Consider the following 26,427-nt stretch of genomic DNA (forward strand, 5'->3'; position numbering starts at 1 on the left):
AAAGTCTGACGGAGGAGCCCCCTCCCATTCAGACCATTTGCCCTGTTCAGCCTGAAAGGATGGCGCCACCGGAGCATCACAACCACCGGCACCTTGTGACACAAGAGGAAAACCGTGGCAGACATCTTGTTGGCAGTCCGATGCGGCGCACGCGCTCTGATGTCGGCGCTCACGGCTTGACGCCTCATCAGCCTTTGCTTACACGTTCAAAATCCGATCACGGATTGGAACGTGTTGCAACGCCTTTGGCGTTTGAGGTACAGAGCGTCGGATCTGAGCAAACCGCTAGTAGTGCTGAAGTTATGACAGCCGCCGGCAGGCGCCATTCGCTCCTGACCGATTACCAAGCCGCGATTGCCCGACCGCTCGACCTTGATCGCGTGCTTGCAGCCGTAAAGTTACGCGCGGCCGCCGAGATCTATTGCAAGAAAAACAACTTAGCACGTCTCTCTCCACGGCCACCACGCACGAGTGCGGGCAATCAACGCCTTGATGCCTTGGTCAACCGGCCCGTCGATGAATTGATCGCCGAAGTGCAGGCCGCCCCACGCAAGTTCAGCCGAACACAGCTCACCGACGTTGCACAGAGGCACCTGCTCGCCGCATTGAATATCGACATAGACCAATACAAGAAGGGCGTGCACAAAGCCGGCCTGTACGAAGGACTACACTCGGTGGCGGGACGCTTGGTTAGCGTAGCTGCCGCAGCAGTCAGCGCTGGGGTTTCCGAGGTCCCCGGCGTGAGTAAGACCGTCACCAAGACAGTCAAGATTCTTTCCCACCAACTGCCGTCCAGCGTGGTCAATCCAGCTCTGACAGGCGGCCTTCGTTCCGTCACGGACGTCATGGAATCGTTTAAGCGCGTGGGTGGACTCCCTGTCCTATCGCCGCAGATCGATAAGAGCCCCGATATGGGTAAGATAGTGAAAGCCGCGAGGGAGATGCGCGGTCAACTCGATGAGGCCGTTGGACATTTTGCGCGAGCCCATAAGAGCGACCCCCAGGCGCTGCCGCGATTGGTGGACACCTTTCTCGCGCTGCATGGCGTAGCTGACCGACAGTATCGGCGCCGCATCGGCCTGAATCGCACGCAAACCTACGGTAAAGGTTGGGGAATGGCCGTAAATGGCGTGGCCGCCATAGGCACCGTTGTGTCCACTACCGTTCCGGTGGTGGGTCAAGTCGCGGGCCCCGCCATTCTGGCCAGCACTATCCCTTTGCAATGGGGAGCGGGCTACTTGGACGAGCGGCGCAACAAGCACCGCTACAACCTACGCGCCAACACGAAGTGGGGGGACTTTCTGAAGGACAATGCGGCGAATATCCACTTCAAGGATCTGACTGTCGAGCATATTTCCGAGTCCAAGCTGCGCCAGTCGTTCCTGACCCAGCCAGAGGTGCAGATCGCCGCGATTCGCGAGGTTTACGAGGACACCATCGGCGAGCTGATGCGGCGGCGGCTCGAGATGCAGAAGGACATCGACGTCCAGCGCGAGGCGGGTAGGCCGATGCGCGCCCTGGCTCTTAAGCAGCTGCGGGAACTAGACGCCAAGATAGACGTGACGAAGATGCACGCCGACCAATTCGAGTCTTTCAACATGGACCGCTGGAGCGCTATTCCTGAGGACAGCGTAATCGGACGCTGCTTGGACGACCTCGACAATCTCCAGAAGGCCAACCGCCAAGCGCGTATGCGCAAGCCGGGCGAAGGTGCACAGATCGTGCAGCGCTACGTGCAGGCATTCCAGGGCGGCGTATCGACGGGGACGACGCTACCGGTGGTCGATGCCGTCGCGTCGATCGACAGCTTCCACGTACATGACTCGCAAGGTCACGACCATGGCTTGCAGCCCGCGCCGCTCGCCGTGGCGGCGGGCACGGGTGCTGCGGGCGGTGCCGTCTTCACCGGTGCAACGGGCGAGGTGCGGATGAGTAAAGCTGACAATAAGAAGATCATGACGCAACTGCGCGTGGACCCCGAGGTATACACAGCCGATGCTGAGCACTGGCGATTTCGCGCTGGAAATCGCGATGTCGACCTGCGTACGTCCGCCGGATATAAGCAACACGCGCATACGCGTTGGGACGAGCTTGCGCTTGTTGCCCAAGCGCTCAAACATGGCCTCACGAGTGGCCCGGTAGGACTGAAGAACCTAGCGGTCGCAAAGGTAGAGCTGCGCCTGGCACGAGCCAGCTTACAGTCGGCGCTCGACGCATTGGCCGCGTCAGGTCTGCCACACCGGACGCCGGATTCCGCCCGTGCCCCGACGATCTCGTCGATGAAGGACCAGCTCTACGACTATTCGGAAGTTCGACGGCACCTTGGTCTTGGTGTGTAGAGCTTTTTGAAAGTGAGGGTGTAAAACGTTAGCATAGTATTTTCCCCTAATGCGCGACCTAGGCAGCTTTGGCCTGGTCTTTCAGTTGCTTTGCCACCGTTTCACCGGGCTCTGTCAGGGGCGAATAGAGAAAACGGAAAAAATCGTACGCTGGCGTGAATTCGGTCAGGTTGAGGTCATAGAAGTTGGCGGCGATCCGTCAGGAAATACAGAAAACCATCCTAGTCTGACAGGGGGCTGGTGAGCAGCCTGTCCCATGTCGGAAGTGCTTACCGTACGATTTTTTCCGAATTCTGCGGACTCCCCTTGTTGATCGCGTCGTTCAGCACCTTGGCCGGGACGAACTTGATGACTTTCTTGGCAACGATTTCGATGGCGGCGCCAGTCGAAGGGTGGCGGCCAGTGCGAGCTGGGCGCTCTGCCACTTTCAGTTTTCCGATGCCCGGTACAGTGATTTCTGTACCGTTTCCCAGCTGGTCGGCAACGATCTGTCCCAATTGCTGAAGAGCCTTACCCGTGGTGTTTTTTGGCGCGTCGATAGCTTCTGCGATACCGGCGATCAATTGGTCTTTAGTCAGAGCCATTATGGTGTTCCTTCCCTATCAAATTCATTTGGATTACAGAGTAAGGCGTCGGCTTGGGGCCGACAAGAACGACAAGAACCCCGCCATCCAGTAGCAGCCCCAATTTATCGCGGTTGTTGATGTGCCGCCCCAGTTCCTGGCCCATATCTCACCGCTGGGCTGGGCGCACATATTACTGACTGGCGAGTATCTCTGGCCCAACAGCTGTAATTTCGTCACCAGCCGGAGGCGACCTTTAATGAAGGCCCGTGGATTTCTGAATCTGTGACAACTGGCGTAGCGAAGGCGGTATGACGCGCGCTAGCCATTTTTCATCCAATGGCGGAATGGCACCCAATTGTTCTGCTATGTACACACGTTGCAGCAAGGTTTGCTCCAGTAGCAGATAGGGCGCACCGGTTTCGTCTTCCGACATTTCCAAGATTGACGGTGACGTTGTTGCCTTTGTGGCCTTCTTGGCATGCTCTGCGGCAAATTTCATATCCAAACGCTCTAGCCTCGACTCACCCGAGGCCGTCACAACGGGTTTACCCCATTGCTTGTTGATATCTGCTTTGCTCCACCAGGTGGGAGCTAAGGAATCTCCGAACAAGTCCCCAAATGTGATGAAATACGCCTGACCACCTGATCCGAGCTGCCCATGAGCCAGATGAGCTTTTCCGATTTCGAATATGCCGGCAAGCGCAAGCAGACACGCCGCGAACGCTTCCTCGCCGAGATGGATCAGGTCGTGCCCTGGACAGGTCTGCTGGGCCTTATCGAGCCGTTCTACCCCAAGGCTGGCGGTGGCAGAAAACCTTATCCTCTGGAAACCATGCTGCGCATTCATCTGCTGCAAAACTGGTTCTCCCTGAGCGACCCGGCCATGGAAGAAGCGCTCTACGAAACCACGCCCATGCGCCAGTTTGCACGCCTGACTTTAAGCGCCCCGATACCTGAAGACACCACGATCATGAACTTCCAGCACCTGCTGGAAAAGCATCAACTGGCCCCAGCGATCCTCGCGGTCATCAACGGTTATCTGCAAGAGAAAGGCCTGTCCCTGCGCCAGGGCACCATCGTCGATGCCACCATCATTCATGCCCCCAGCTCGACCAAGAACGAGGAAGGAAAACGTGATCCCGAGATGCATCAGACCAAGAAAGGTAACCAATATTTCTTTGGCATGAAGGCGCATATCGGCGCCGACGCCGAGTCGGGACTGGTTCATCATGTTCATGGCACTGCGGCCAATGTGGCCGATGTCACGCAGGTCGCCGAGCTGTTGCGCGGCGAAGAAAACGCGGTGTATGCAGACGCTGGATACATAAGTGTCGAGAAGCGTGAAGAGCATGAAAATCGTGAGGTCATCTGGCAAATCGCGGCGCGGCGCAGCACGTATTCCAGGTTCAATAAACGCAGCGTTCTCTACAAGGCCAAGCGCAAGATCGAGTACTGCAAAGCTCAGACACGGGCCAAGGTCGAGCATCCATTTCGTGTAATCAAGCGTCAGTTTGGCTACGTGAAAGTGCGCTTTCTTGGGCTGATGAAAAACACAGCTCAGCTGACCACGCTCTTCGCCCTGTCGAATCTGTGGATGGCTCGAAAACAGCTGATGGGTATGGGTGAGTTGCGCGTTTAACACGGAAAACCGGGCGAAAATGCCCTCAACGCACGCGGCATCATTCGATTTTAAGCAAATAACGCTGTTTGCCGAGTGGATTTTCGACTTGCCGCTGACGCGCGGCAAGTTGATCGGAGCATCCTTAAAGGCTAGAAATGGTGTCCACTAAAATTAAGTGCACACTATGTCTTGGCTTTGCAGGGCTGGGTAGATGACTTCGCCGTACGGATACCTCTTTGTTGATAGTGCGTACGCAGGAAAATGGGCACAGCGTACGTATCAACTGCAAGCTATAGATGTTCAAATGATCCGAGGCCCGAAAACAGAAGAACAGGGCAATGGCACTCTGAATAAGGCGATCTATTTTCCGCGGAGCCTGTTCAGAGTGGGTTTGTGGTCATGCCCAAACGATGGGTAGCTAGTGGAGCAAACTCATGCCTTGAATGAGAGGGCTCGGCGACTGATCATGCACCACGATCGTCTTTTTGCGGTAAGCGAGGCATGGGTGTGGTTGGGCGAGGTTTGGATACTCGCGCGCCGACTCAGTACATACTTTTGTCTGCACCCTCTTAGGAAAAACCGGAGAGGCGACAACTATCCTGACCCTGGGGGCTCCTGACAACCAGAGGACATCATTTTTTACCAAAGCGACTTTCCAGAAAAACCAACCAAGAGCGGGAACTGATTATCTGTTTTTTGCCACGCATTCAAGATAATTCTCGTAGAGAAATTATCGGATAGATAAAACATTAGATCTGGCATGCATCAAAATATTTTTGATATTGAATAATATAGGAAAGCATATGAAAATATCTCAATCCATGGGCGCTTCAGGCCTGAACTACGACCCTGGCATCCATCGCGAAAGCCAGAGTTCAGAAAAAAAATCAGGCCCATCCCTTCTAGGCAAGCACGCTGTTACGACGCCTAGTACTCGCAAACGGTCTCGAGAAGAGGTAAACGAATCGAATTTAAGGGATCTACAGCGATTACCACCAAGTCTGATGCGTCAGGCTCTTATGAAAGGCGCTGATGGAACCGAAGCTGCTTTGGCCAAAAAGCATGGTCAAGCCGCTGACGAAAAGCAAAGAAAATTCAGAGCTTTGCGGGAGCGATCTACTTCTCAGGGGGCTGAGATGTTAAAATATATGGCAGATATTGTAACTGAACGCAACCGTGAGCTTGCGTCTCTGGGGGGGCTCACGGCAACCGCAGATGTGTCCTCCCCCCCTAATAAATCATATTTCTGGAGTGGCAATACTTTCAAAAATGGTGAAATGATCCATTCCGCCATGACGACGGCGCAGTCTATCGCTCGGAAAAATGAAGGAGTTACTCTGGAAATGACTGAAGGAGGTCATCAGTTGGACAACTACGGCGGTGAGTCAAACAGCTTTTCCTACCTGCAAGAACGCTTTCAGTACGCTAAACCTACGAGCGCAAGCCCGCCGGGGTATGCGCCGCACAAAGAAATGGTTGAAAAAGGTGTGGCCCAAGTAGGTGTCGATATGCTGAAAGAAACCGGGCTTGATAAAACAAACACTTCTACGTATATCCCTAACGATACAGTGCCAGCAGCAAACATACTTTGGGATAACCTGTCTATGCGCTATGCCAATAAGGTAAGTGGTGAGACCGTGGCAGTCCACGCCATGTCAAAAGATGATCCTTACAATCAAAATCCCACTTACCTTGCTAACACATGGAACACCAAGGAGCGGCCCATCCTCGACAGAAACAACATTAACGTCAAAGAAATTTATTCTGAAAATTTGAAAGACGAGTTGGTCGGCCCCTCAAGCGGGCACCCCACCAATTGGGAAGCGACAGGCGGATATCGTGGCAACCTGACGTGAAAATGACCATCGCTGAATGTTGGTTTTGAAGAGTCTGGATTTCTCGAATCAGGTCCGAATGCAAGGGAGCTGAAATCTGCAGGGACGCATGCGTCTGATCAGTCAGATTATTGAGGTGGATTGTGTATTTTGACAAACCGGCCCGTATCCCGTTCACTGGCTGCCAAGAGAGTGTTGGCGCTAATTGAAAACTGACCCACCCTGCCGATTGAAAATTGACCCAGGACGGATTGCTGATTTTTGCCCCAGCAATTGTGGATAAGCTTAGCAGCAGTGTTCCGATTGAAGACGTATCAAGCCCCACCGCATGCAGCAGGGCATTTATGGTGCGGATCAAAATGGCTCATCGTCCTCGACATCATCTCCGTCCTTGCGCTTTCGTTCCCGTGACTTGATCTTTGTCTGGGCGGCCAAGGTGCTGTGTTGTAGGCGGTAGGACTCGTTGCCCGTTTCGACGATGTGGCAGTGGTGTGTCAGCCGATCCAGCAACGCGGTGGTCATCTTGGCGTCGCCAAACACACTCGACCATTCCGAGAAGCTCAGGTTGGTGGTGATGACCACGCTGGTGTGTTCGTACAGTTTGGACAGCAGGTGAAATAACAGGGCGCCACCGCTTTGGCTGAACGGCAAATATCCGAGTTCATCGAGTATCACCAGGTCTGTGCGCAGCAGTGCCTGGGCGATTCGCCCTGCCTTGCCATCGTACTTCTCACGCTCCAGCAGACTCACCAGATCCACCGTGGAAAAGAAGCGCACGCGTTTGTTGTGGGCCGTGATTCCGGATACAGCCAAGGCACTGGCCAAGTGTGTTTTCCCGGTTCCAGGGCCGCCGATGAACACGACATTCTGCGCGGTTTCAGTGAACGCTAAGCTGGATATATCGCTGACCGGCTGGGCATCAGCGCTGGAAGCGCTGAAATCAAAGCCAGCTAAGTCACGGTGCATGGGGAGTTTTGCCATGTTCATCTGATGATTCACCGAGCGCACCGCGCGATCCGCATGTTCCTGCTGAAGCAGATGTTCCAGCAGCCATTTCGATGAAGCCGTCGACGCTGTTCCTTGAGAGACCAGTTCTTCCCAAGCACTGGCCATGCCGTGCAGGCGCAGTTCTTTGAGTTCAGTCATTAGGTCACGCATTGCGATTCTCCTCATCGGTCGTACGGAGCCGGTCGTAGCGTGCTGTATTGGCAACAGGCGCCACTTTGAGGTGCAGGCTGGTTTCTACACAGGGAGGTGGTGCGGTGGAAGTCAGGCGGGCAACGACATTGAGGATGTGATCGGCGCTCAGACTTCCCGATTCAAGTACCAGCTCCACCGCCACCAGCACAGCAGCCAGTACCTGCATCATGATTCGATCACCGTTGGTGTGACGCCTCAGTCCGCGTTTGAGAAGCTGTAACGGTTTTGGCAGATCAGCAAATGGAGCGCCATTGCGCAGTGCGCCAGGCCTTGCGTTCGATGAGTGGGATGTAGTGCTGCCAGTCAAAACCGACCTGATATCGATCAAAGAGGCGCTCGTGACTGGCGATCACCGCTTCGTCGGCAATGACCACGATCCGCGAAGGGTACAAACGGCTGCTGACCCATTGACCCACACGCTCGCAAGGCACCGAGTAACGATTTCGCGCCACGCTGATCAGGCAGGTGCTAGAGACACTGACAGTGCGTTCGACGTAGCCATCAAAGGCCGTAGGCATCGGCATCATTTCAACCTGCTCCAGCTCCAGGACTTCTGCCACCGTCAAACCGTTGTACTGCGAATGTGTAAGTTCGGCCCAGAGCGTACGACAGCGTTGGCCGAGCCAGACGTTCAGCTCCTCGAAGGTATGGAACATGCAGTTTTGAGCATCGAGCCAGATTCGTCTCCCGGCTGTCCTGCACGTTCTTTTCGACGATGCCTTTCTCCCAGCCAGAGGCCACGTTGCAGAAGTCCGGATCGAACAGATAGTGCGCGCACATCACGGAAAACCGGGCGTTGACCGTGCGGCCTCTGCCTTTGTTGACCTTGTCCACAGCCGTTTTCATGTTGTCGTAGATGCCGCGACGTGGCACGCCACCCAACGCTCCAAACGAACGGGTATGGGCATCAAGCAGCATCTCGTGGCCTTGGCTGGGGTACGCAACCAACCAGAATGCGCGACTGGCGCACAGCTTCATGTGGGAGACCTGGATACGTCGAAACAGGCCACCGATCAGCAGACTCTCTTCGCTCCAGTCAAATTGAAACGCCTCGCCGAGCGCAAAAGTCAGCGGTACAAAAGCGCGTAAAGACTTGCCTTGCTCCCCTCGCCAAGAGCGCAAAAACGCCGTGAGCTGGCTGTAGCCGCCGTCGTAACCCTCGGCCTTGATCTGCTCGAAAAGCGCTTTGGCGCTCCTGCGGTTGTGTTTTGGCCGGAACGAATCGGCCTTGAGCGCCTGTTCCAGCATCTCGTGGAAACGGCTAAGTTTGTTGAAGGTTGCGCACCGTTGGTACGCCGGCTGAGTGGCTTCGGGCGCTCTGACCCATTTACGGATGGTGTTTCTCGACAGCCCGGTACGCTTGGCTATCTGATGCAGCGAGAGCTTGCCGCGGAAATACATCCGCCGGATTTTTCCCAACATTTCCATGCTGATCACCCTGTGTTCTCCTGCTCAAAAAGTGAGCAGAAGCAGTTGAACACTTGGGTCAGTTTTCAGTCTGCAGAACAGCCTCTACTGAGTCAGTTTTCGGTCAGCGACAACACCATGCTGGAACGGAACAAGGTGTGATCATCAGTGAGCAAGATCGAAGAGCTCGGGATGGACTACGTATATCTCCAGTAGAGCGTATCCCCGGAGCACTTTTGGTCAAAATGGACGATGGGCGCTAGCCCATTACGCCTTTAAGGTCGATTCATGGTTGAGCGTGGGCCGTCTCCTCGAACGATCAGATGGCTTGCATCCCGATGCTAAGCCCATGGCGAAGGTGACCCTCTTGGAAAAAATTATGGCTCCCGCTGTCGGGTTTTTGCTTTGATGTGTGGAGGGTAAAATGAGCGCCTATCTTATTGGTAAAATGAGTATCACCGACCAAGCTCGGTATGATAATTACAAGCGGCTAACGCCTGACATTGTAAAAGCTCATGGAGGCCGCTTCATCTCGAGAGGAGGCCAGAAGTTTCTTTTGGAAGGAGAGGCTGAAAGCCGTCGCGTGGTGATTGTAGAGTTCCCTTCAGTTGAGGCAGCACAGAAGTTCTACTATTCTGAAGAGTATACAAAGGCTAGACACCTCCGCGAAGGCGCAGCCGACGAGATGCAATTGTTCATTGTGGAGGGAATGGATAACTAGAATTTATGCCATGAGCTCTTAATATAATCATGAGTAAGAAAAATGCCACTTCGGAAGATATCTAAAGTATTGACGCTATAAGAAGATCTTCGTACTAACCTGTTCGCCTTTATGCGGCCCATGCTTGCTGCAACAAAATATCCTCCTTTGGGTTTATCCAAGAGCAGTGACAGAGAGACCCCGAACGATGCAAGCATTATCCAAGCCACTACTTCACGGGACCTAAGGATGGTCTGAAGTAGGCCGCTATTTTTAGACTGCTGAGACATAGTCGCTTTCAAAAAACGGTAGCCGTTCAAAATCGATCAAGTCTGCCGCCTATTTCATCCATTTTTGCCGCTGCACGCGCCCCGCAGCAGCTATTTCCCTCATTACGGACGCACCTCTCCTGCGCTGGAGAGCAAATATCGACGCGCCATCCAAAGGTTCGACAGGGCGAATAGCGTCACCATCTGAGCAGTGTTTTTCTCCAAACCCCGGAAGCGCACTTTGGTATAACCAAACTGGCGCTTGATCACTCGAAATGGATGCTCAACCTTGGCGCGAACCTGAGCCTTGGCTTTCTCGATCTTGCGTATCGCTTTGTACAATACGCTGCGTTTGCCATGTTTTTTGTAGATGCTGCGCCGGGCTGCAATCTGCCCGATGACGTGGCGTCCCGCATGCTCTTCGCGCTTCTCGACACCGGTATAGCCTGCATCGGCGCAGACCACGTTCTCAGCACCGTGTCGCAGTTTGTCGACTTGGGTTATGTCCGCGACGTTGGCCGCAGTGACCACCACGCTGTGCACCAGCCCAGACTCATCGTCGACACCAATGTGAGCTTTGGCACCGAAGTAATACTGGTTACCTTTCTTTGTCTGGTGCATTTCCGGGTCGCGTTTTCCGTCCTTGTTCTTGGTCGAACTGGGCGCATGAATCAGCGTGGCATCAACGATGGTACCTTGTCGCAGTGACAAGCCAAGGTCGCCCAGATAACCATTGATCACGCCGAGAATACCAGCGGCCAACTCGTGCTTTTCCAGCAGGCTACGGAAGTTGAGGATGGTGGTTTCATCCGGAATTCGCTCTAGGCTCAGGCCGAAAAACTGGCGCAAGATCGTCGTTTCGTACAGCGCTTCTTCCATCGCCGGATCGCTGTAACCGAACCAGTTTTGCATGAGATGAACCCGCAGCATCGCCATCAACGGATAGGCAGGATGGCCGCCTTCGCCCTTCGGGTAATGGGGTCCGATCAGGGCAATCAAACCCTTCCAGGGTACGACCCGATCCATCTCGATCAGGAACAGTTCTTTGCGGGTCTGCTTGCGCTTACCGGCGTACTCGGCATCGGCGAAGGTCATTTGCTTCATTGAAAAGCTCGGCGATTGGTGTCCGGGGATTTTGCCAAATCAGGAAGTCTTTTTCAGGATTTCCCTAGCGTGGTGTTTTACAAGAAACGCATAAAACTACTTACCCAATGCTTTTGCTGCGCGAGCAACGGAACCCAGAATCTCGTCCGCTCTTTTGTGCCAGCGAAATGGCTTCGGATTCTGGTTATAGGTTTCAAGGTAGTACTCGATTGAGGCCTCCAGATCCTTCACGCTGACATGCGCCTGGCGTTTGATCCATTTCTCGCTCAGGGTTGAGAAAAACCGCTCCACCAGATTCATCCATGAGGCGGACGTGGGAGTGAAATGGATGCTGTAACGCGGATGTGCAGCCAGCCACGCCTTGACCTTGTCGGTCTTGTGCGTTGCGTAGTTATCCATAATCAAATGAATTGGCACATCAGCCGGTAGTGAGGCATCAACCTCTTTGAGAAACGACAGAAACTCAACACTGCGATGCTGACGCTTTAACCGGCCAATGACTTCGCCTGTTGCTACATCCAGAGCAGCAAACAGCGAAGTCGTCCCGTGACGCTTGTAATCGTGCGTACTTGTCGCAGTATTTCCGGGCGCTAAAGGCAGTCCAGGTTGCGTACGGTTCAGCGCCTGGATCTGGCTTTTCTCATCAACACATAACACCAGTGCTCTATCAGGCGGGTTCAAATAAAGACCCACGATATCCTGCACTTTGTCGACGAAAAGCGGATCGGTAGAAAGTTTAAACGTTTTTTCCAAGTGAGGCTTGATCCCGAAGGCATGCCAGATACGCATCACGCTGGCCGGGGATATTCCTGTTTCCCGACTCATTTGCCGGGTACTCCAATGGCTGGCGTCTTCGGGTTTGCCCTTCAGAACCTGATCAACCACCTTCTGTACTTGTTCATCGCTGATCGTGCGCGGGCGACCCGAACGATGTTCATCGTTCAGACCAACCAATCCCCATTTTGAAAAGCGCGTACGCCACCACGTCCTTGCTGACGTTGAGGCGCTGGGCAATGGAATTTCCAGATTCTCCCTCTGCGCACGCCAAGATGATTTGGGCACGAACACAGACATCCTGCACACCCTTACGCTGCTTAACGCTGCGTATAAGCTCTGCTTTTTCTGCTTCGGACAAGACAATGACAGTCGCTGGTCGGCCCATATAAATGCTCAGCTCTCACGAGTTGGTATCAAATGAGCATAGACCATATTTTCATTGGTACTTGTGAAACACCACACTAGTTTCTGTACTAAAAGTCGGCGAGCGAAGGTCAGGCAAGGTAAAAACAGGCCAGGAAGCGGAGTCTACGTGTTGTAAATGAGCATTCTGAGCCTGTCTTTTACTCAGCATCACCGAGCGCAGCCACTTTACGTACAGAGCCTAGGGAGCTTTTGGTCAAAATGGACTATGGGCGCTAGCCCATTACGTCTTTAAGGTAGATTCGTGGTTTAGCGTGGGCTACCTCCCTGAACGAGCAGATAGTTTGCGTCCCGATGATAATACTTTGGCGAAGGTTACCCTCATTGCGATCAGTCATTCAGCGTTACAGAACCGTTCTAGAAAACGGCTTTGCAGGTACCTTACGCCAAGCGGACTTAATCAACTACCCCTTCCCCATAGGGCTTCAGACTTGTCCGCCTCGGGCTGTCTCAATGAACCCGCCGCTTCCGCAGCAACGCCTTGCGTTCCGACACCATGCGCTGCTCGCGACTTTGGGCCCTCCCGACACCAAGCATTAGCGGACCGGCACGTCTGTACGACGGCCGCCCGTACGGAGGCCATTGAATCCGGTCCTGCTTAGGGACGCAGTTTCACGACACGCCTCGTATTTTCCCATCTGCACGCCGGTGCAAAAAAAGGTGATCTAGCATGAGTCTGATTTCTGAGTTCCGCAGCGTCGTCGCCCAACAGCCGGATACCACGGCCGTGGTGGAAGATCAGCGCGCGGTTTCCTTCACAGAGCTGGCACAACTGGCCGACAAAGTCTCCGCCGGGCTGTTGCAAGCGGGCCTGCAGCCGGGCGATCGCGTGGCTATCCATTTAGGTAATCGGCTGGAACTGGTGGCCTTGTACTATGCCTGCCTGGAAATCGGCGCAGTGACAGTGCCTATCAATCGGCGCCTCGTTGCCGGCGAAATTGAGCATCTGCTTCACCACAGCGGCGCCCGCTACTACATCGGCGACCAAGAGACCTACAGCCGTTACGCCGCGGTGATCGCGGGCAGTGCCACGCTGGAACGGGCCTGGATCGTCGCGGGCGAGGAAGCGCTCAAGGGGGAGCGGTATCTGCCCTGGTCCGATCTGCTCGTCTCGTCGCCAAGTAAGCGGCCGCCTAGCCACGCGGATTCGCTCGCGGCGGTTTTCTATACGTCCGGCACCACAGGAATAACTAAGGGTATCGTGCATTCCCAAGCGACCCTGGCGCAGGCCGTCGACCTGATGAAGGCTATGATGCCACCCCGCACGGCTCAAGATGCCCTCGACACGGGGGCCGTCCATTCGATGATGGATGCGATCGTGCCTTGGAGCATCCTGATGATCCTGGCCGCGCACCGTCTGGGGCGGGCCGTTGTGTTGCTACCCGTACTTACGGCGGAGACGACCCTGGCGCTGCTACAACGACTGCCGCTGAGTTTTCTCAAAGGCGCTCCCTCGCACTTCAATAACCTGCTCGCTGCAGGCGAGGCATCGGCAGCCTCACCCCTTCCCTCTCTGACGAGCACCTATAGCGTCAGCGGCGGTGACCTCTGCCCTCCGAAGCTGGGTAGGCGTTGGCACGACCTATGGGGCGGCACGTTGCGTGGTTCCTACGGTACGACGGAGTCTGGCCCGATCTTCTGCCAACCCGATGTCGCCGCCACCGAGCAATCATCGATTGGCTGGCCGCTGCCCGGCGTCGCGCTGCAGCAGACGGAGACCGGCGAGCTGTTGATTCGCTCGCCAGCCAATACCCCGGGGCTGTGGAACGGCCAGGATGCTGATCGCCTGCCTGCTACGCGCTGGATAGCTACGGGCGACCTGGTGCAGCGCCAGGACGATGGCGGTTACCTAATCATCGGTCGGGAAAAGGACATGCTGAAATGCGACGCTTATTCCATCTCCCCCGTGGAAGTCGAGCAGGAGCTGCTCAAGCTGCCCGACATCGCCGAAGCCGTGGTGTTCGGTGTTCCTGATGCCACCATCGGCGAGCGCCCGGTCGCTTTGTTGCGTACTACCAGTGGGCGGGAGCTTCCCACGCAACAGCTGAAGCAGCACTTGAAGGCGTTGATCGCGGAATACAAGCACCCCCGCCAATACCTGTTCGTCGAGCGTATTCCGCTGTCCTCCGCGGGGAAGGTGAGCCGCAAACAATTGGCAAGCGACTACCGAGAGATCCTCGGCGCCGCCCCATCGACCTAGCCCCGTCAGTGACGCGCGTTGCCTGCGGACCGGCTATACAGCCGGCCCCGATACCAACCCTTTGCCCACCGCTGGAGCTCTCAACGTGAACGAGATAGAAAAAACCATCGTCGACATTCTGGTCGATGACCTGTTCATCAGCACGCCCCGCGCGGATATCGACCTCAACGCCAACCTACGTAATGCCCTGGGGCTGGACTCACTCGGGTTCAGCGAATTGCGGGCCCAGTGCGAATACGCCTTCGGCGTCAAAATCGAGGACGAGGACTTCAATCCGAAACACTTCGACTCGGTCCACACGCTGGCCCAACTGCTGACCGCCCTGCAGGCCAAGTGAGGGCGATCGCCATGAGCCTTCCCGAGAGCGACAAGCAGCCCCGTGCACAACGCACTATGGGCTTCACCGAACTCAAGACCTGGCTGCGCCATCGCCATCCAATGGTGTACCTGGATCGTGTGCTCGACTACGAGCCAGGCGTCCAGATCAAGACGCTGATGGCGGTATCGGGGCAGACCGACGCGCTCGCCGGCCACTTCCCGGAACGGGCGATCTACCCGGCGAGCCACCTGATGCAGGCCATTTCTCAGTCGGCGATCATACTGTTCCAGCTATCGACCTCGCGCCTGGCGGGCGATGAGGTGACGCTGGTCGGCTCGATCAAATCGCGCTTCACCCGCCCCGTGGTACCGGGCGACCTGGTGATCTTCCAGCTCGATTGCGAAAGCCTGAGGCCAGATTTCTTCACTTTCGGTTGCCGAGCGACGGTGGACGGTCGCAGTGTCGGGATGCTCAAGGGTTCGCTGGTCCGCAAGTCGCTCGCCGACTTGGGAGAGCACCTATGGTGAGCCGCCCCGTGGAGGTATGGGTCACGGGGATGGCTTGGTCAACCGCCTTGGGCGACGATCTGGAAGTCGTCTGGCAAAGCCTGCTCGCCGGACGTTCGGGCATCCGCTCGGTTGACTTCCCTGTTGCGCTGCGCAGTCCCTTGGCTTCGCCATTGCCCGACCTTGACCCAGCCCTGCCGCTGCCGGAGCGTCAGCACCGGTTGACGGTGGCGACCCTGCGCCGGGCGTTGCAGGACGCCGGACTGGCGAAAGCTACCGAGGAAGTGGTGCCGGTCCTGGCCACCAGCTATGGGCACCATCTGGACGTGCCGGAGACCGAATCGCTCTCCCGCTGGGCGGTGGAGGCGGCGCGAGAGGCAGGCTGCCAGCACGCGCCGATCACCGTTAGCACGGCCTGCTCGGCAGGGGCCGATGCGCTGTTGCTGGGGTTGAGCCTGATTCGCAGGGGCTTCACCGATACTTGCCTCTGCGGCGGTGCTGACATCCTCACCCCGGCCAAGCGGCTCGGGCATTCGCAACTGGGTACGCTGTCGGCGGACGGTCTGCGCGCCTTCGATCGCGCGCACAGTGGCACCGTACTGGGCGAAGGCGCGGGTTTTCTGGTGCTGGAAACGCGGGCCGCCGCACTGGCCAGGGGCGCGCGGCCCTACGGCATCCTCGCCGGGGCTGGCTCGGCCAACGACGCCGTGAGCGCGGTCGCGCCGGACCTGTCGGGCGACTGTCTGGCCTTGGCCGTACGACGCGCTCTTTGCGACGCGGGCCTCACCGCCCACGAAGTAGGTTGCATCAGTACCCACGGTACCGGCACGCGGCTCAACGACGAGGTCGAAACCAAAACCTACAGCGATCTATTCGCCAGCTCGCCACGCCTTCCACTGCTGTTCGGCACCAAGGGCGCCTTCGGGCATACGCTCGGGGCTACCGGCGCGCTGGAGGCTATCAGTCTCCTGCTGGCGCTAGGTAACCAGCAGGTACCGCCAATCGTCGGCCTGGAAAATCCCCTGACAGGGATAGCGCTGCCCTTGGCCATGCGGACGGCGCTTGCCTGTCCCGCCGAGGTCGGCATCAGCGTGACCCTAGGCTTCGGTGGCTTCGATACCTGCCTAGTCTTTCAACGTGCACGAGAGGCGATGCGATGACCGACCTCGATTGGAGCGTCTACCATCTAAACGCCCTTGGTCAAGCGGAGTCAGTGGCCGCCCTTGGCTCGGCGGGAGGCGCGGCGCAAAAAGCCTCCGCCTATGCCGATCCACTGTCCTGGCTGGTGTTCGAGGCCGTGGATTACGTCCTGGACAACTGCCGCGATGCGGTGCTGGCCGCCGGCCAGACGGTGGGGCACATTGTCGTGAGCGACGTCTGCACCCTGCACACCATGCAGCATATCGCCCGCGATCTGGGTAGGAATCGCCTGTCGCCGCTACGTTTTTCCGGTGCCTGTCCGGGACTGGTCTGCAGCCTGCCAGGCCAACTGCTGCGTTTTAGCGGTCCCAGCCTGGTCCTGTCCATGCCCCCCCTGGACGGCCTGAGGCCGGCCGCCCTACTCGCCCAAGACTGGCTCGATAGCGGCGCTGCCAGTTACGTATTGGTGAGTGCCCACGACACGGACGGCGCACAGCATCGAGTGCGCTGCACCTTGCTGCAACTGCAGACCGAGCAGGTGAGCCCATGAATGTGGTTGTCGACACCCAAGGCGTCCAGGCGCTCTTCGAGCGGGTACTGCCTATGGAAGCGGGCAGCGGACGCGAGCCTTTTGAGGGATTCGCCACCCTGTGCGAGGGCTTGCAGCGCCTCGGGGTCAAGCCCGGACGCGCGGTGCTGGTGGCGCTGCCCAACGGGACCCACTTCGTGGCCTTGGTGTTTGCGCTGCTGCTGCTGGGTGCGGTACCGACCCCCTTGCCCTACGCAGCACCGCCTGGACGTATTCGCCGCATCGCCAAACTACTAGGCGCCGACCTGTTGATCCTGCCCTGCGGCGCCGCCATCAAGGCGCTCGACGCACGGGAGGCCGGACGGCTATCGAGCCAACTGCAATGGGCCAGACTGAAGGACATCGTCACCCTGCCCTACGAACCAGGCGAAGTGGTGCTGCTCACCTCCGGGACTTCCGGCATCTTCAGCGGCTGTGTGTTCGACAGCGCGTCGCTGCTGCTCAACGCTAGGCGACATGCCGCCTCCATTGGCCAAAGCGCCGCCGATCGGCTGTTGATCAACCTGCCGCTATTCTACTCTTTCGCCTTCGTGGCGCAGTTGCTCAGCAGCTACGTCCTGGGCAACGAGGTGGTCCTGGCTACGCCGCCGTTCACTCCGATCCATTATCACCGCACGCTCTTGGACCTTGGCATCACCCTCTCTTCCTTGACGCCCGTGATGGTTACGGCGTTGTGTGCGGCGGACCTGGATGGGCTGCCGCCCTCACTCCGCCGGTTGACGATCGGTGGCGACGCCTTGGCCGCCAATCTTGTGCCGCGGCTGCTGGCCCGCAACCCGGACCTCGAGCTCTATCTGACCTATGGCCTGACCCAGGCCGGCCCACGCGTAGCGACGCTGGCCGCGCACCTCGAGCCCGCCGAACGGCACGCGTCGGTCGGCCGGCCGTTACCGGAGGTCGAGGTCCAGCTGGGAGGAGCGCCGGGTGCTAGTGAAGGAGAGTTGTTGGTGGTCACAGACACCGCCATGCAGCGGCGCATCCGTGCCGGTGAAACGGAGCACTTGCCGCCGCTGCGCGGCCAGAAGCGCCTGGTCGCCACCGGTGATCACTTCCATATCGATGCGGATGGCTATCTGTTCTTCCGCCTGCGTAACCCGACGTTCGTCATGCGCCGAGGGGAAAAGCTCTGTCCCCGCTCGATTTGCGAAATCGTCGAAAGCCTGCCCGGAATCGTCAGTGCCGAGGCTTGGGTACGGCCGAACGCCGGGCCGAACGACGAGGTAGCGCTGATCCTCGATGTGCAGAGCCAGGACCCCGACCTCAATGAACGAGCGCTACGGCAGCAACTTGCCGGGATCCTGTTGCGCGCTGAGCAACCGGATCGACTGGACGTCACCTTCGCGCAGCACGCCATCTGGCAAAAAGGCCGCCGTTAATCGTTTCCAATATTTCTGCAGGAGTCTGCCCGTGACCACCTTCACCGTGCCCCTGATTCTGTCGGATGCAAGCCCCACGGCACTCGCCGCTACCGCGCAACGTCTGCGCGCCGAGCACGAGACGCGCTCCTTCGCCGAATGGCAAGTATTCTGCCGACAGCAACTGACACGCGACCATGCCGAATACCGCGCGGCCATCTTAGCCACCGATCAAGCCAGCCTACTCAAAGGGCTGGATATGCTGGCCCGCGGCCGAGCCTCGCGCCATCTGGTGCTGGGCCGCGCCGACCAGTTGCGGCAGCCGGTACTGGTGTTTCCAGGCCAAGGACCGCTATGGCCGCGGATGACTACCGGACTGAGCGCGACCCTGCCGAGCTACCAGCAGGCTCTGCACCGCCATGGCGATGTTATAGAGGCGCGTATTGGCTGGAATCCAGCACGGGCCCTCGCCGAGGGCGAGGGAATCGAGCGCCTCCTGCGAATCCAACCGCTGCAATTCGCGCTGGCCTGTAGCTTGGCAGAAACCTGGCGGGCCTTCGGGATCGAGCCCGCTGCCGTGATCGGTCACTCCGTGGGCGAGGCCGCCGCCGCCCACGTCGGCGGCTATCTGGACGAGGCCAGCGGTGCCGCGCTCACAGTGCTCTGGGGCGAGACGCTCACCTCCATCGAAGGCCAGGGCGGAATGCTGTCGGTAGCCGCAGCGCTGGACGACATCAAGCCCCTGCTGGACGACCAAGAAAGCCTCAGCGTCGCGGCCATCAACGCGCCGCGCAGTGTGACGTTGAGCGGCACCCTGATGGCCCTCGATGCTTTGCAGGCGCGACTCACCGACGCTGGCTTCTGGGCCTGGCGCGTACCTGGTGGTCAGGTGGCGGGCCATGGGCCGCAGGTGGAGCAGCTACGCGACGCCGTAACGTCGCGCGCCCCGGCCAAAGTCATGGACGGACAGGTTCCCTACTATTCCTCGGTCAGCGGCGGGCGGCAAAACGGCGAGCATCTGGATGCGGACTATTGGTTCCGCGTACTCCGCGAAACCGTGCGCTTCCAGGATAGCCTGCAGGCGTTGATTTCCGATGGGCACCGCCTGTTCATCGAAGTGAGCCCGCATCCGGTGCTGACCTCGCTTATCGACGAAGCCCTACGTGGCGCTGGTGTCGTCGGCGGGGCTGTGGCTACCCTAGACCAGCGCAAGGATGATCGTGAAAGCCTGCTGCAGGCCATGGCCCATGCCTTCGTGCACGGCGCCCCGGTGGACTGGTCGCAGGTGATCGAGCGGTTACTGCCGGAAGGGTCGATGTCCGCGCAGCTGGCGCCCGGCGAGCCCACCGCCGCCACGGCAGGTGACGATACCCTCGCCGCGGCGAACCTCGCCCAACTCGGTGAGCCTGAACAGTGTCGGCTGCTGCTCAAGCTGCTGGCGCAGGAGATGGAAACGCTGATCGGCCAGCCATTTGCCAGCGAGACCCAGGCATTTCGCGACTGCGGCTTCACCTCGCTGCATGTGGTCGAATTTGCCCAAGCCGTGTCGGCCGCAGTCGGCGTCAGCCTGCCGGTGACTCTGGTATACGACCATCCTACCCCTCGCGCCGTCGTCACCTATCTGCGCGGCGTCCTCGGGCTGCAGTCACCGAGCCAGCGCCAGGCCGCACCCATCGTGACGGGCGCGCACCATGACGAGCCCATCGCCATCATCGGCATGAGCTGTCGTTATCCGGGTGGCGCCAACAGCCCGGAAGCGCTCTGGACGCTGTTGATGCAAGAGCGGGACGCGATCAGCGAGTACCCGACCGACCGCGGTTGGGACACCACCAAGCTCTACGATTCCGAGCCCGGACGGTTCGGCAAGATATCCACCCGCACCAGTGGTTTTCTGCATGATGCCTCGGCCTTCGATCCAGCCTTCTTCGGTATATCGCCGCGTGAAGCCCTCACTTTGGAACCTCAGCAGCGCCTGTTGCTGGAGGTTTCCTGGGAGGCCCTAGAGCGTGCGGGAATAGACCCGGCCTCGTTGCACGGCTCCCTGACTGGGGTCTACGCCGGCATCATGGGGACGGAGTACGGCACCCAGATCCAGCACGCCTCGGAGGACGTGACCGGCTATGGCTACATGGGCACGGCCACCTGCGTAGCCGCGGGCCGGGTGTCCTACTGCCTAGGCCTGCAGGGACCGGCGCTGGCGATCGATACCGCCTGTTCGTCCTCGTTGGTGGCCATCCATACCGCCTGCGAAGCGCTGCGTAGCAACGACTGCCAGTTGGCCTTGGCCGGCGGGGTCACGGTCATGCCGACCCCCGGCGTGCTGATCGACTTTTCCCAGCAGCGGGTTCTGGCCCCGGACGGCCGCTGCAAGGCCTTCTCGGCGTCGGCCGATGGCGTTGGCCTAGGCGAAGGCGTGGGCATGCTGGTGCTCGAACGCCTCTCCCAGGCGCAAGCCGAGGGGCGCTTGATCCTCGGCGTCATCCGCGGCAGCGCCGTCAACCAGGACGGCGCCTCCAACGGCCTGACCGCGCCCAATGGCACCGCGCAACAGCAGGTCATTCGCCACGCCCTAGCCAATGCGGGTCTGCAGCCCGAGGACGTGGATGCCGTCGATGCCCACGGCACGGGCACCCGCCTCGGCGATCCCATCGAAGCCAATGCCCTGCTGGCCACCTATGGCCAGCGCCCGGCGGAGCGGCCGCTGCTGCTGGGCTCGATCAAGTCGAACACCGGCCATACCCAGGCCGCCGCCGGGGTCGCCAGCCTGATGAAGATGGTGATGGCCCTGCGCACAGGCACCCTGCCCCGCAGCCTGCACATCACCGCGCCCTCCACCGAGGTGGATTGGTCGACCGGTGCCATCGAGCTGCTCAGCGAACGGCGCCCTTGGCCAACCGTAGCCGACCGGCCGCGCCGCGCCGGGATTTCCTCTTTCGGGGTCTCCGGCACCAATGCGCACCTGATTGTAGAAGAATACGTCGCCCCCGCGGCTACAAGCGCCTGCCAAGTGCCCGAGACCCAGGCTCCGTTGTGGCCGCTGGCAGCCAAGAGCACCGAAGCCCTGCGCGATGTTGCCGCACGCCTGCACGGCCATGTGCTCGAGCAAGCTCACCTGGCGCCGGACGATATCGGCTACACCCTAGGCATCTCACGCAGCGGCTTCCCCTTCCGCGCCGCGCTGCGCGGCACCTCGCGCGAGGCACTCTTGGAAGCCTTGCATGCGCTAGCGAGCGGTACGGACCATCCGTGCCTGCTCCAGGGCACGGCGCAGGTCCGGGCTCGCAAGCGGGTCTTCATCTTTCCCGGTCAGGGCTCCCAGTGGGCCGGCATGGGTATGGAGCTGTACGCCGCCTTCGCCGTCTATCGCCAAACCATCGACCAGGTCGAGACCGCGCTGCAGCCCTATGTCGACTGGTCGCTGGTCGCGGTGCTGCGTGGCGAGGAAGGTGCACCTTCGCTTGAGCGTATCGACGTGGTCCAGCCCGCCCTGTTCGCGGTGATGGTGGCCATCGCCCGCCTTTGGCAGTCGCTGGGCTGCACCCCGGACGCGGTGATTGGTCACTCGCAGGGCGAGATCGCCGCGGCCTATATCGCCGGGGCCCTGAAGCTGGAGGATGCGGTCAAGATCCTGGCCATCCGCTCGCAGCTGATGCTGGCCCAGGCCGGCACCGGCGCCATGGCTACCGTCGTCCTGCCGGAGCAGCAGGCCGCCGAACTGGCCGCGCGGGTGGACGCCTCGCTGACGCTGGCGGTCTTCAACAGTCCTAGCAGCACGGTGATCTCCGGCGCCACCAACGCCATCGCGCGGCTCCTGGAAACCTGCAAGCGAGAACGCATCGTCGCCAGGCGCGTCGCGGTCGACGTGGCGGGGCACTCCCCACAGATCGAAGTCCTGCGTCCCCAGTTGCTGGCGCGCTTCGCCGACCTGCGACCCCAAGCGACGCAGATCCCCTTCTACAGCACCGTCGCCGGACACAATCCTGCCGTCTCCCTGGATGGCCGCCAGCTGGACGCGGGCTATTGGTGCGACAACCTCTGCCTGCCAGTGCGCTTCGTCGACACGGTCCAGGCGCTGAGCAGCACAGGCGACGTCACCTTCATTGAATGCAGTCCCCATCCGGTCCTCTTGCCACCACTGGAAGAAACGATTGGCGACCAGACCAGCAGCCTCGGTTCGCTGCAACGCAACAAGCCTGCGGTCGATTGCCTTGTGGCAGGCCTCTCGCAGCTCTACCTTGAGGGTCATCCGTTGAGCTGGCGGGCGCTGTATCCCCAGGGACGCATCGTCGAACTGCCCACCTATCCGTTCGATCACAAGCCGTTCTGGCTTACCGGACAAGGGCCGACCGATGTCACCGGTGCGGGCCAGCGAGCTACCCAGCACCCACTGCTGAGCGCGGCCGTGGATCTACCCGAGGGTGGCATGCTGCTGACCGGCACCCTCGGACTCGGCGCCCATCCGTGGCTGGCGGATCACGCTGCGGCCGGCGTGGTACTGCTGCCCGGGACCGCCTACCTGGACATGCTGCTGTTCGCTGCGGCCCAGACCGACTGCACCCAGTTGCTGGAGCTGACGCTACAGGCACCCTTGGTGCTGGAGCAGCAGGGGCAGATCGACCTGTTGCTCACGGTGAGCCGAGCGGAAGCCGAAGGCCTGCGCCAGGCCAGCCTGCATGCGCGACGCCATGGCGATGCCACCGCCGGTTGGACCCTGCACGCCAGTGCACAGCTGGTGCCGATGCCCCCCCAGATACTGATCCCGCTCGACCAGGCCTGGCCACCGACGGCCGCCATCCCCTTGGACAGCGCCGCGCTCTATGAACGGCTCAGCGAGGCCGGCTACGAGTACGGCCTGGCCTTCCGCGGGCTCACCGCCGCCTGGCAGGACGGCGAACGGACCTACGTCGAGGTAAGACTACCCGAGACCCTGCCCAGCGGCACCCACGTCTTGCACCCCGCCCTGCTGGATGCGGCCCTGCATCCCTTGGCACTGGCTGACGAAGAAGCCGCCGCGCCATTACGGCTGCCCTTCGCCTTCGCAGGCGTCAGCGTGACCGCGGATCGCCCGCGCCAGCTCCGCGTAGTGCTGCAGCGCACTCAGGCCGAGACCTATTCGATCAGCGCCTATGACGAGACGGGTAACTCCCTGTTGCACATCGCCGCGCTCCAGCTGCGCCCGGCCTCCCGCGACACCCTGCGAGATCTGGCCCGTGTCCAGCCCGCCCATGACCTGCTGCGGCTCACCTGGAGTCAATTGTCGGCACGACCGCGCGTGCAGCGAGCCGTGACGCGCTGGGTACGGATAGGCACCGCCGAGCTAGGGCTCAGCAGCGCGCCGACCTATCCCTCTCTTACGGCTCTCGGCCAAGCGTTGGAGTCCAGCACCGCACCACCCGATGTCCTGGTCTGGCCCTTGCCCGAGGTGCAGGGCGCGAACAGCGCGCTGGCGACCCGCCAGCTATGCGTCGAGGTGATCGCCCAACTGCAGGTCTGGCTAGCCGAAGAGCGTCTGGCCGATACCCGGCTGCTGGTAGTGACCCGCAAGGCCAACGCGACGGTCGCCGGTGAAGCCGTCGATCCGGCTCATGCTGCCCTCTGGGGTTTGCTGCACAGCGCGCAGAACGAGAATCCGGGGCGCTTGTTGCTGCTGGACACCGAGGGCCCCTTGGCCGATCCGGCACCATTGCAGGCCGTGCTGGCCAGCGACCAGCGCCAGTTGGCCCTGCGGCGCGGCCAGCTGCTGGTTCCGCACCTGACCCGCAGCGGCCCGAACAGCGTTCTCACGCCGCCGCTTGGCGGTGGCGCCTGGCGGCTAGAGATCACGCGTGCAGGCAATCTCGACGACCTGGCGTTGCAACCGGAACCCCAGGCCGAGGCTCCATTGGAAAACGGCCAGATACGCTTGGCAGTGCGCGCCGCCGGGGTCAATTTCTACGACGTGGTCTGTGCCCTAGGGCTGATTCCGCCGCAACACAAACTGGGGACGGAAGCCGCAGGTATCGTTACCGAAGTCGGCACGGGCGTCACCGACCTGCGGCCCGGCGATCGTGTTCTGGTAATGAGCGAAGGCGCTTTCGGCCCGCTGCTGGTCGCCGACCAGCGCGCGGCGCGCAAACTGCCCGTCGACTGGACCTTCGCCCAAGCCGCCGGCTTCCCGGTAGCCTTCCTGACCGCCTACTACAGCCTGGTCCGGCTCGCCCAGGTGCGTCCCGGTGACAAGGTGCTGATCCACGCGGCCGCAGGCGGCGTCGGCCAGGCGGCGATCCAGTTGGCGAAGCATCTGGGCGCCGAGGTCTTCGCCACCGCCCACCCTGACAAATGGCCGATCCTGAAGGCCTTGGGCATCGCCCCGGATCATATCGCCACTTCGCGGGATCTGAGTTTCGCCGGCCGCTTCGGCGCCCTGCTTGGCGAAGCGGGGGTGGATGTTGTGCTCAACTCCCTGACCGGCGAGGCGATCGGCGTATCCTTGGCCTTGCTCGGTCGCGGTGGACGCTTCATCGAACTGGGCAAGACCGAGGTACGCGAGCCCGCCGCAGTCGCGCTTCAGTATCCCGGACGCCACTATCATTACCTAGATCGACCGGACCAGGATCCACAGGACACCGGGCGTATGCTCGACGAGCTGCTCGGCTTGGTGCACGACCGGATACTGACGCCCCTGCCGGTCACAGCCTTCGACCTGCGCGATGCTGTCCAGGCCCTGCGCTGGATGCAGCAGGGGCGCCACACCGGCAAGGTGGTGCTGACGCTGCCGCGCACCCTGGACCCGGACGGCACGGTACTGATCACCGGCGGCACCGGCACCCTGGGTAGCCTGGCGGCACGCCATCTGGTCGCCACCGGGCAAGCCCGGCATCTGGTATTGGCCAGCCGCAGTGGCACCCAGGCGGACGGCGCCCTGGCGCTGCGCCAGGAGTTAGAGGCCGCGGGCGCCCAGGTCCGGCTGGCAGCCTGCGACCTAGCCGATCCCGAGTCCGTCGAACGCTTGCTCAACTCGCTGCCTGCCGAGCACCCGCTTACCGCCATCATCCATACCGCCGGGGTCCTAGCCGATGCCACCCTGCCCAACCTAGGCCCCGAGGAGCTGGAGCGGGTCTTCGTGCCCAAGGCGGACGCCGCCTGGATGCTGCATGAGCGCACCCGCCAGCTGGATCTGGCGGCGTTCGTCCTCTACTCTTCCAGCGCCGGCACACTGGGCAGTCCCGGCCAGGCCAACTATGCCGCTGCCAACCGCTTCCTCGATGCTCTGGCGCAGACGCGGCAGCGCCAGGGGCTGCCGGCGACCTCCTTGGCCTGGGGCTGGTGGCAGCCGGTCACCGGGCTCTCCAGCCGCCTCACCGCGGCGGATAATGCACGGATCGCCCGCACGGGCTTTGCGCCCATCACCCCCGAGCATGGTCACGCGCTGCTCGACACGGCGATCGCCGCACCCCAGGCATTCTTCGTCGCGGCACCGCTCAATCCGCAGACGCTACGCAAGAATGCCCAGGCGGGTACCTTGCACCCGCTGTTCGAGCGTCTGGGGTGGGGCAGCCCCGGCGCGCGGGGCAGCGAGGGTCCGGCAAAGGTGCAGGACCTGCGCCAGCTACTGGCCGGACTTGACCCTCAAGCCCGAACCAAGCAGTTGCAGACCGTCATCGCGACCCAGGTCGCCGCCATCCTAGGCTTGGACGATCCGGGCCAGGTGCTACCTGAGGCGACCTTCAAGGAGAGTGGCATTGATTCGCTGATGGCGCTCGAGCTACGCAACCGGTTGGCTACCGCCGCAGGGCTAAGGCTATCGGCGACCCTTACCTACGACCAGCCGACACCGGCCGCCTTGGCGGCCTACCTGAACGACGCCTTGTTCCCCGACGACGGCGCCCCCGACGCGGACACCGCGGCGATAGACGAGCCCCAGGTGCGGGCGCTGCTCGCCAGCCTGTCGCTGAGCGCCTTGCGGGAAGCCGATCTACTCGCCCCGCTGCTGCAGCTTGCCCAGCATCCCTCCGTAACGGCGCCGCCCCTTGCCGCCGACCTCGCGACGGCGAGCGCGGACGAGCTCGTTGCCCTCGCCCTGAGAACCCAGGAGTAA

General features: G+C 60.4%; 15 protein-coding genes and 3 pseudogenes. 12 read left to right on the forward strand and 6 right to left on the reverse strand.

The window, feature by feature from the left end:
- Nucleotides 1–302: 302 nt before the first annotated feature.
- Nucleotides 303–2,339: a hypothetical protein gene (locus I9H09_RS26070; RefSeq protein WP_054990135.1), complete on the forward strand. Its 2,037-nt coding sequence runs from the start codon at nucleotides 303–305 to the stop codon at nucleotides 2,337–2,339.
- A gap of 269 nt (nucleotides 2,340–2,608) precedes the next feature.
- Here I9H09_RS26070 and I9H09_RS26075 read toward each other — a convergent pair whose 3' ends face one another.
- Complete coding sequence (locus I9H09_RS26075) at nucleotides 2,609–2,923, reverse strand: HU family DNA-binding protein (protein WP_054990116.1); 315 nt, start codon at nucleotides 2,921–2,923, stop codon at nucleotides 2,609–2,611.
- 235 nt (nucleotides 2,924–3,158) lie between these two features.
- Nucleotides 3,159–3,404 (reverse strand): hypothetical protein, encoded by a 246-nt coding sequence (locus tag I9H09_RS26080; RefSeq protein WP_234778529.1) that lies wholly within the window; start codon nucleotides 3,402–3,404, stop codon nucleotides 3,159–3,161.
- A 159-nt stretch (nucleotides 3,405–3,563) separates the two neighbouring features.
- Between I9H09_RS26080 and I9H09_RS26085 the strand changes: the two genes are divergently transcribed.
- From I9H09_RS26085 to I9H09_RS26095, 3 genes and pseudogenes are all read left to right on the forward strand, one after another.
- On the forward strand, nucleotides 3,564–4,544 hold the full coding sequence (locus I9H09_RS26085) for an IS5 family transposase (RefSeq protein ID WP_248972614.1): 981 nt from the start codon (nucleotides 3,564–3,566) through the stop codon (nucleotides 4,542–4,544).
- A 214-nt stretch (nucleotides 4,545–4,758) separates the two neighbouring features.
- A pseudogene (locus I9H09_RS26090) lies at nucleotides 4,759–5,076 on the forward strand (IS5/IS1182 family transposase); the annotation flags it as partial.
- Nucleotides 5,077–5,329: 253 nt separating this feature from the next.
- Nucleotides 5,330–6,382 carry a hypothetical protein gene (locus I9H09_RS26095; protein WP_147467987.1) on the forward strand — a complete coding sequence of 351 codons (1,053 nt, stop codon included), beginning with the start codon at nucleotides 5,330–5,332 and terminating at the stop codon, nucleotides 6,380–6,382.
- A gap of 333 nt (nucleotides 6,383–6,715) precedes the next feature.
- Here I9H09_RS26095 and istB read toward each other — a convergent pair whose 3' ends face one another.
- Both istB and istA read right to left on the reverse strand, forming a co-directional pair.
- A complete protein-coding gene (gene istB / locus I9H09_RS26100) occupies nucleotides 6,716–7,519 on the reverse strand; it encodes an IS21-like element ISPsy20 family helper ATPase IstB (protein WP_054990119.1) in 804 nt (267 codons plus the stop codon).
- Nucleotides 7,512–8,989: pseudogene (gene istA / locus I9H09_RS26105) on the reverse strand (IS21 family transposase). Before istA ends, istB begins: the two are co-directional and overlap by 8 nt.
- Nucleotides 8,990–9,392: 403 nt before the next feature.
- Here istA and cmaL point away from each other — a divergent pair.
- Nucleotides 9,393–9,689: a coronamic acid biosynthesis protein CmaL gene (gene cmaL, locus I9H09_RS26110; RefSeq protein WP_054990120.1), complete on the forward strand. Its 297-nt coding sequence runs from the start codon at nucleotides 9,393–9,395 to the stop codon at nucleotides 9,687–9,689.
- Between the two features lie 371 nt (nucleotides 9,690–10,060).
- On the opposite strand, the gene I9H09_RS26115 is transcribed toward cmaL, so the two are convergent.
- Entirely contained in the window at nucleotides 10,061–11,041 is a 981-nt protein-coding gene (locus I9H09_RS26115) for an IS5 family transposase (protein ID WP_054990121.1), read from the reverse strand.
- A gap of 96 nt (nucleotides 11,042–11,137) precedes the next feature.
- Nucleotides 11,138–12,203: pseudogene (locus I9H09_RS26120) on the reverse strand (IS630 family transposase).
- Nucleotides 12,204–12,911: 708 nt separating this feature from the next.
- Here I9H09_RS26120 and I9H09_RS26125 point away from each other — a divergent pair.
- The 7 genes from I9H09_RS26125 to I9H09_RS26155 all read left to right on the forward strand — a co-directional run bounded on the left by I9H09_RS26125 (nucleotide 12,912) and on the right by I9H09_RS26155 (nucleotide 26,427).
- A complete protein-coding gene (locus I9H09_RS26125; protein ID WP_054990122.1) occupies nucleotides 12,912–14,441 on the forward strand; it encodes a class I adenylate-forming enzyme family protein in 1,530 nt (509 codons plus the stop codon).
- 85 nt (nucleotides 14,442–14,526) lie between these two features.
- On the forward strand, nucleotides 14,527–14,778 hold the full coding sequence (locus I9H09_RS26130; RefSeq protein WP_005894385.1) for an acyl carrier protein: 252 nt from the start codon (nucleotides 14,527–14,529) through the stop codon (nucleotides 14,776–14,778).
- Between the two features lie 11 nt (nucleotides 14,779–14,789).
- Nucleotides 14,790–15,287, forward strand: coding sequence for a 3-hydroxyacyl-ACP dehydratase FabZ family protein (locus tag I9H09_RS26135; protein WP_054990123.1), 498 nt, complete (start codon nucleotides 14,790–14,792; stop codon nucleotides 15,285–15,287).
- Nucleotides 15,288–15,316: 29 nt separating this feature from the next.
- Nucleotides 15,317–16,426 (forward strand): beta-ketoacyl-[acyl-carrier-protein] synthase family protein, encoded by a 1,110-nt coding sequence (locus I9H09_RS26140; protein ID WP_005894389.1) that lies wholly within the window; start codon nucleotides 15,317–15,319, stop codon nucleotides 16,424–16,426.
- Entirely contained in the window at nucleotides 16,423–16,956 is a 534-nt protein-coding gene (locus I9H09_RS26145; protein WP_054990124.1) for a hypothetical protein, read from the forward strand. The genes I9H09_RS26140 and I9H09_RS26145 overlap by 4 nt, the downstream gene beginning before the upstream one ends.
- Nucleotides 16,953–18,371: a class I adenylate-forming enzyme family protein gene (locus I9H09_RS26150; protein WP_054990125.1), complete on the forward strand. Its 1,419-nt coding sequence runs from the start codon at nucleotides 16,953–16,955 to the stop codon at nucleotides 18,369–18,371. The genes I9H09_RS26145 and I9H09_RS26150 overlap by 4 nt, the downstream gene beginning before the upstream one ends.
- Nucleotides 18,372–18,402: 31 nt before the next feature.
- Complete coding sequence (locus tag I9H09_RS26155) at nucleotides 18,403–26,427, forward strand: type I polyketide synthase (protein ID WP_248972615.1); 8,025 nt, start codon at nucleotides 18,403–18,405, stop codon at nucleotides 26,425–26,427.

Source organism: Pseudomonas tremae (assembly GCF_023278125.1).
Lineage (GTDB): Bacteria > Pseudomonadota > Gammaproteobacteria > Pseudomonadales > Pseudomonadaceae > Aquipseudomonas > Aquipseudomonas tremae.

Coding starts and splice junctions, on each gene's coding strand:
- I9H09_RS26070 (WP_054990135.1), top strand. CDS start 303: ATGACAGCCGCCGGCAGGCGCCATTCGCTCCTGACCGATTACCAAGCC.
- I9H09_RS26075 (WP_054990116.1), bottom strand. CDS start 2,923: ATGGCTCTGACTAAAGACCAATTGATCGCCGGTATCGCAGAAGCTATC.
- I9H09_RS26080 (WP_234778529.1), bottom strand. CDS start 3,404: ATGAAATTTGCCGCAGAGCATGCCAAGAAGGCCACAAAGGCAACAACG.
- I9H09_RS26085 (WP_248972614.1), top strand. CDS start 3,564: ATGAGCCAGATGAGCTTTTCCGATTTCGAATATGCCGGCAAGCGCAAG.
- I9H09_RS26095 (WP_147467987.1), top strand. CDS start 5,330: ATGAAAATATCTCAATCCATGGGCGCTTCAGGCCTGAACTACGACCCT.
- istB (WP_054990119.1), bottom strand. CDS start 7,519: ATGCGTGACCTAATGACTGAACTCAAAGAACTGCGCCTGCACGGCATG.
- cmaL (WP_054990120.1), top strand. CDS start 9,393: ATGAGCGCCTATCTTATTGGTAAAATGAGTATCACCGACCAAGCTCGG.
- I9H09_RS26115 (WP_054990121.1), bottom strand. CDS start 11,041: ATGAAGCAAATGACCTTCGCCGATGCCGAGTACGCCGGTAAGCGCAAG.
- I9H09_RS26125 (WP_054990122.1), top strand. CDS start 12,912: ATGAGTCTGATTTCTGAGTTCCGCAGCGTCGTCGCCCAACAGCCGGAT.
- I9H09_RS26135 (WP_054990123.1), top strand. CDS start 14,790: ATGAGCCTTCCCGAGAGCGACAAGCAGCCCCGTGCACAACGCACTATG.
- I9H09_RS26140 (WP_005894389.1), top strand. CDS start 15,317: ATGGCTTGGTCAACCGCCTTGGGCGACGATCTGGAAGTCGTCTGGCAA.
- I9H09_RS26145 (WP_054990124.1), top strand. CDS start 16,423: ATGACCGACCTCGATTGGAGCGTCTACCATCTAAACGCCCTTGGTCAA.
- I9H09_RS26150 (WP_054990125.1), top strand. CDS start 16,953: ATGAATGTGGTTGTCGACACCCAAGGCGTCCAGGCGCTCTTCGAGCGG.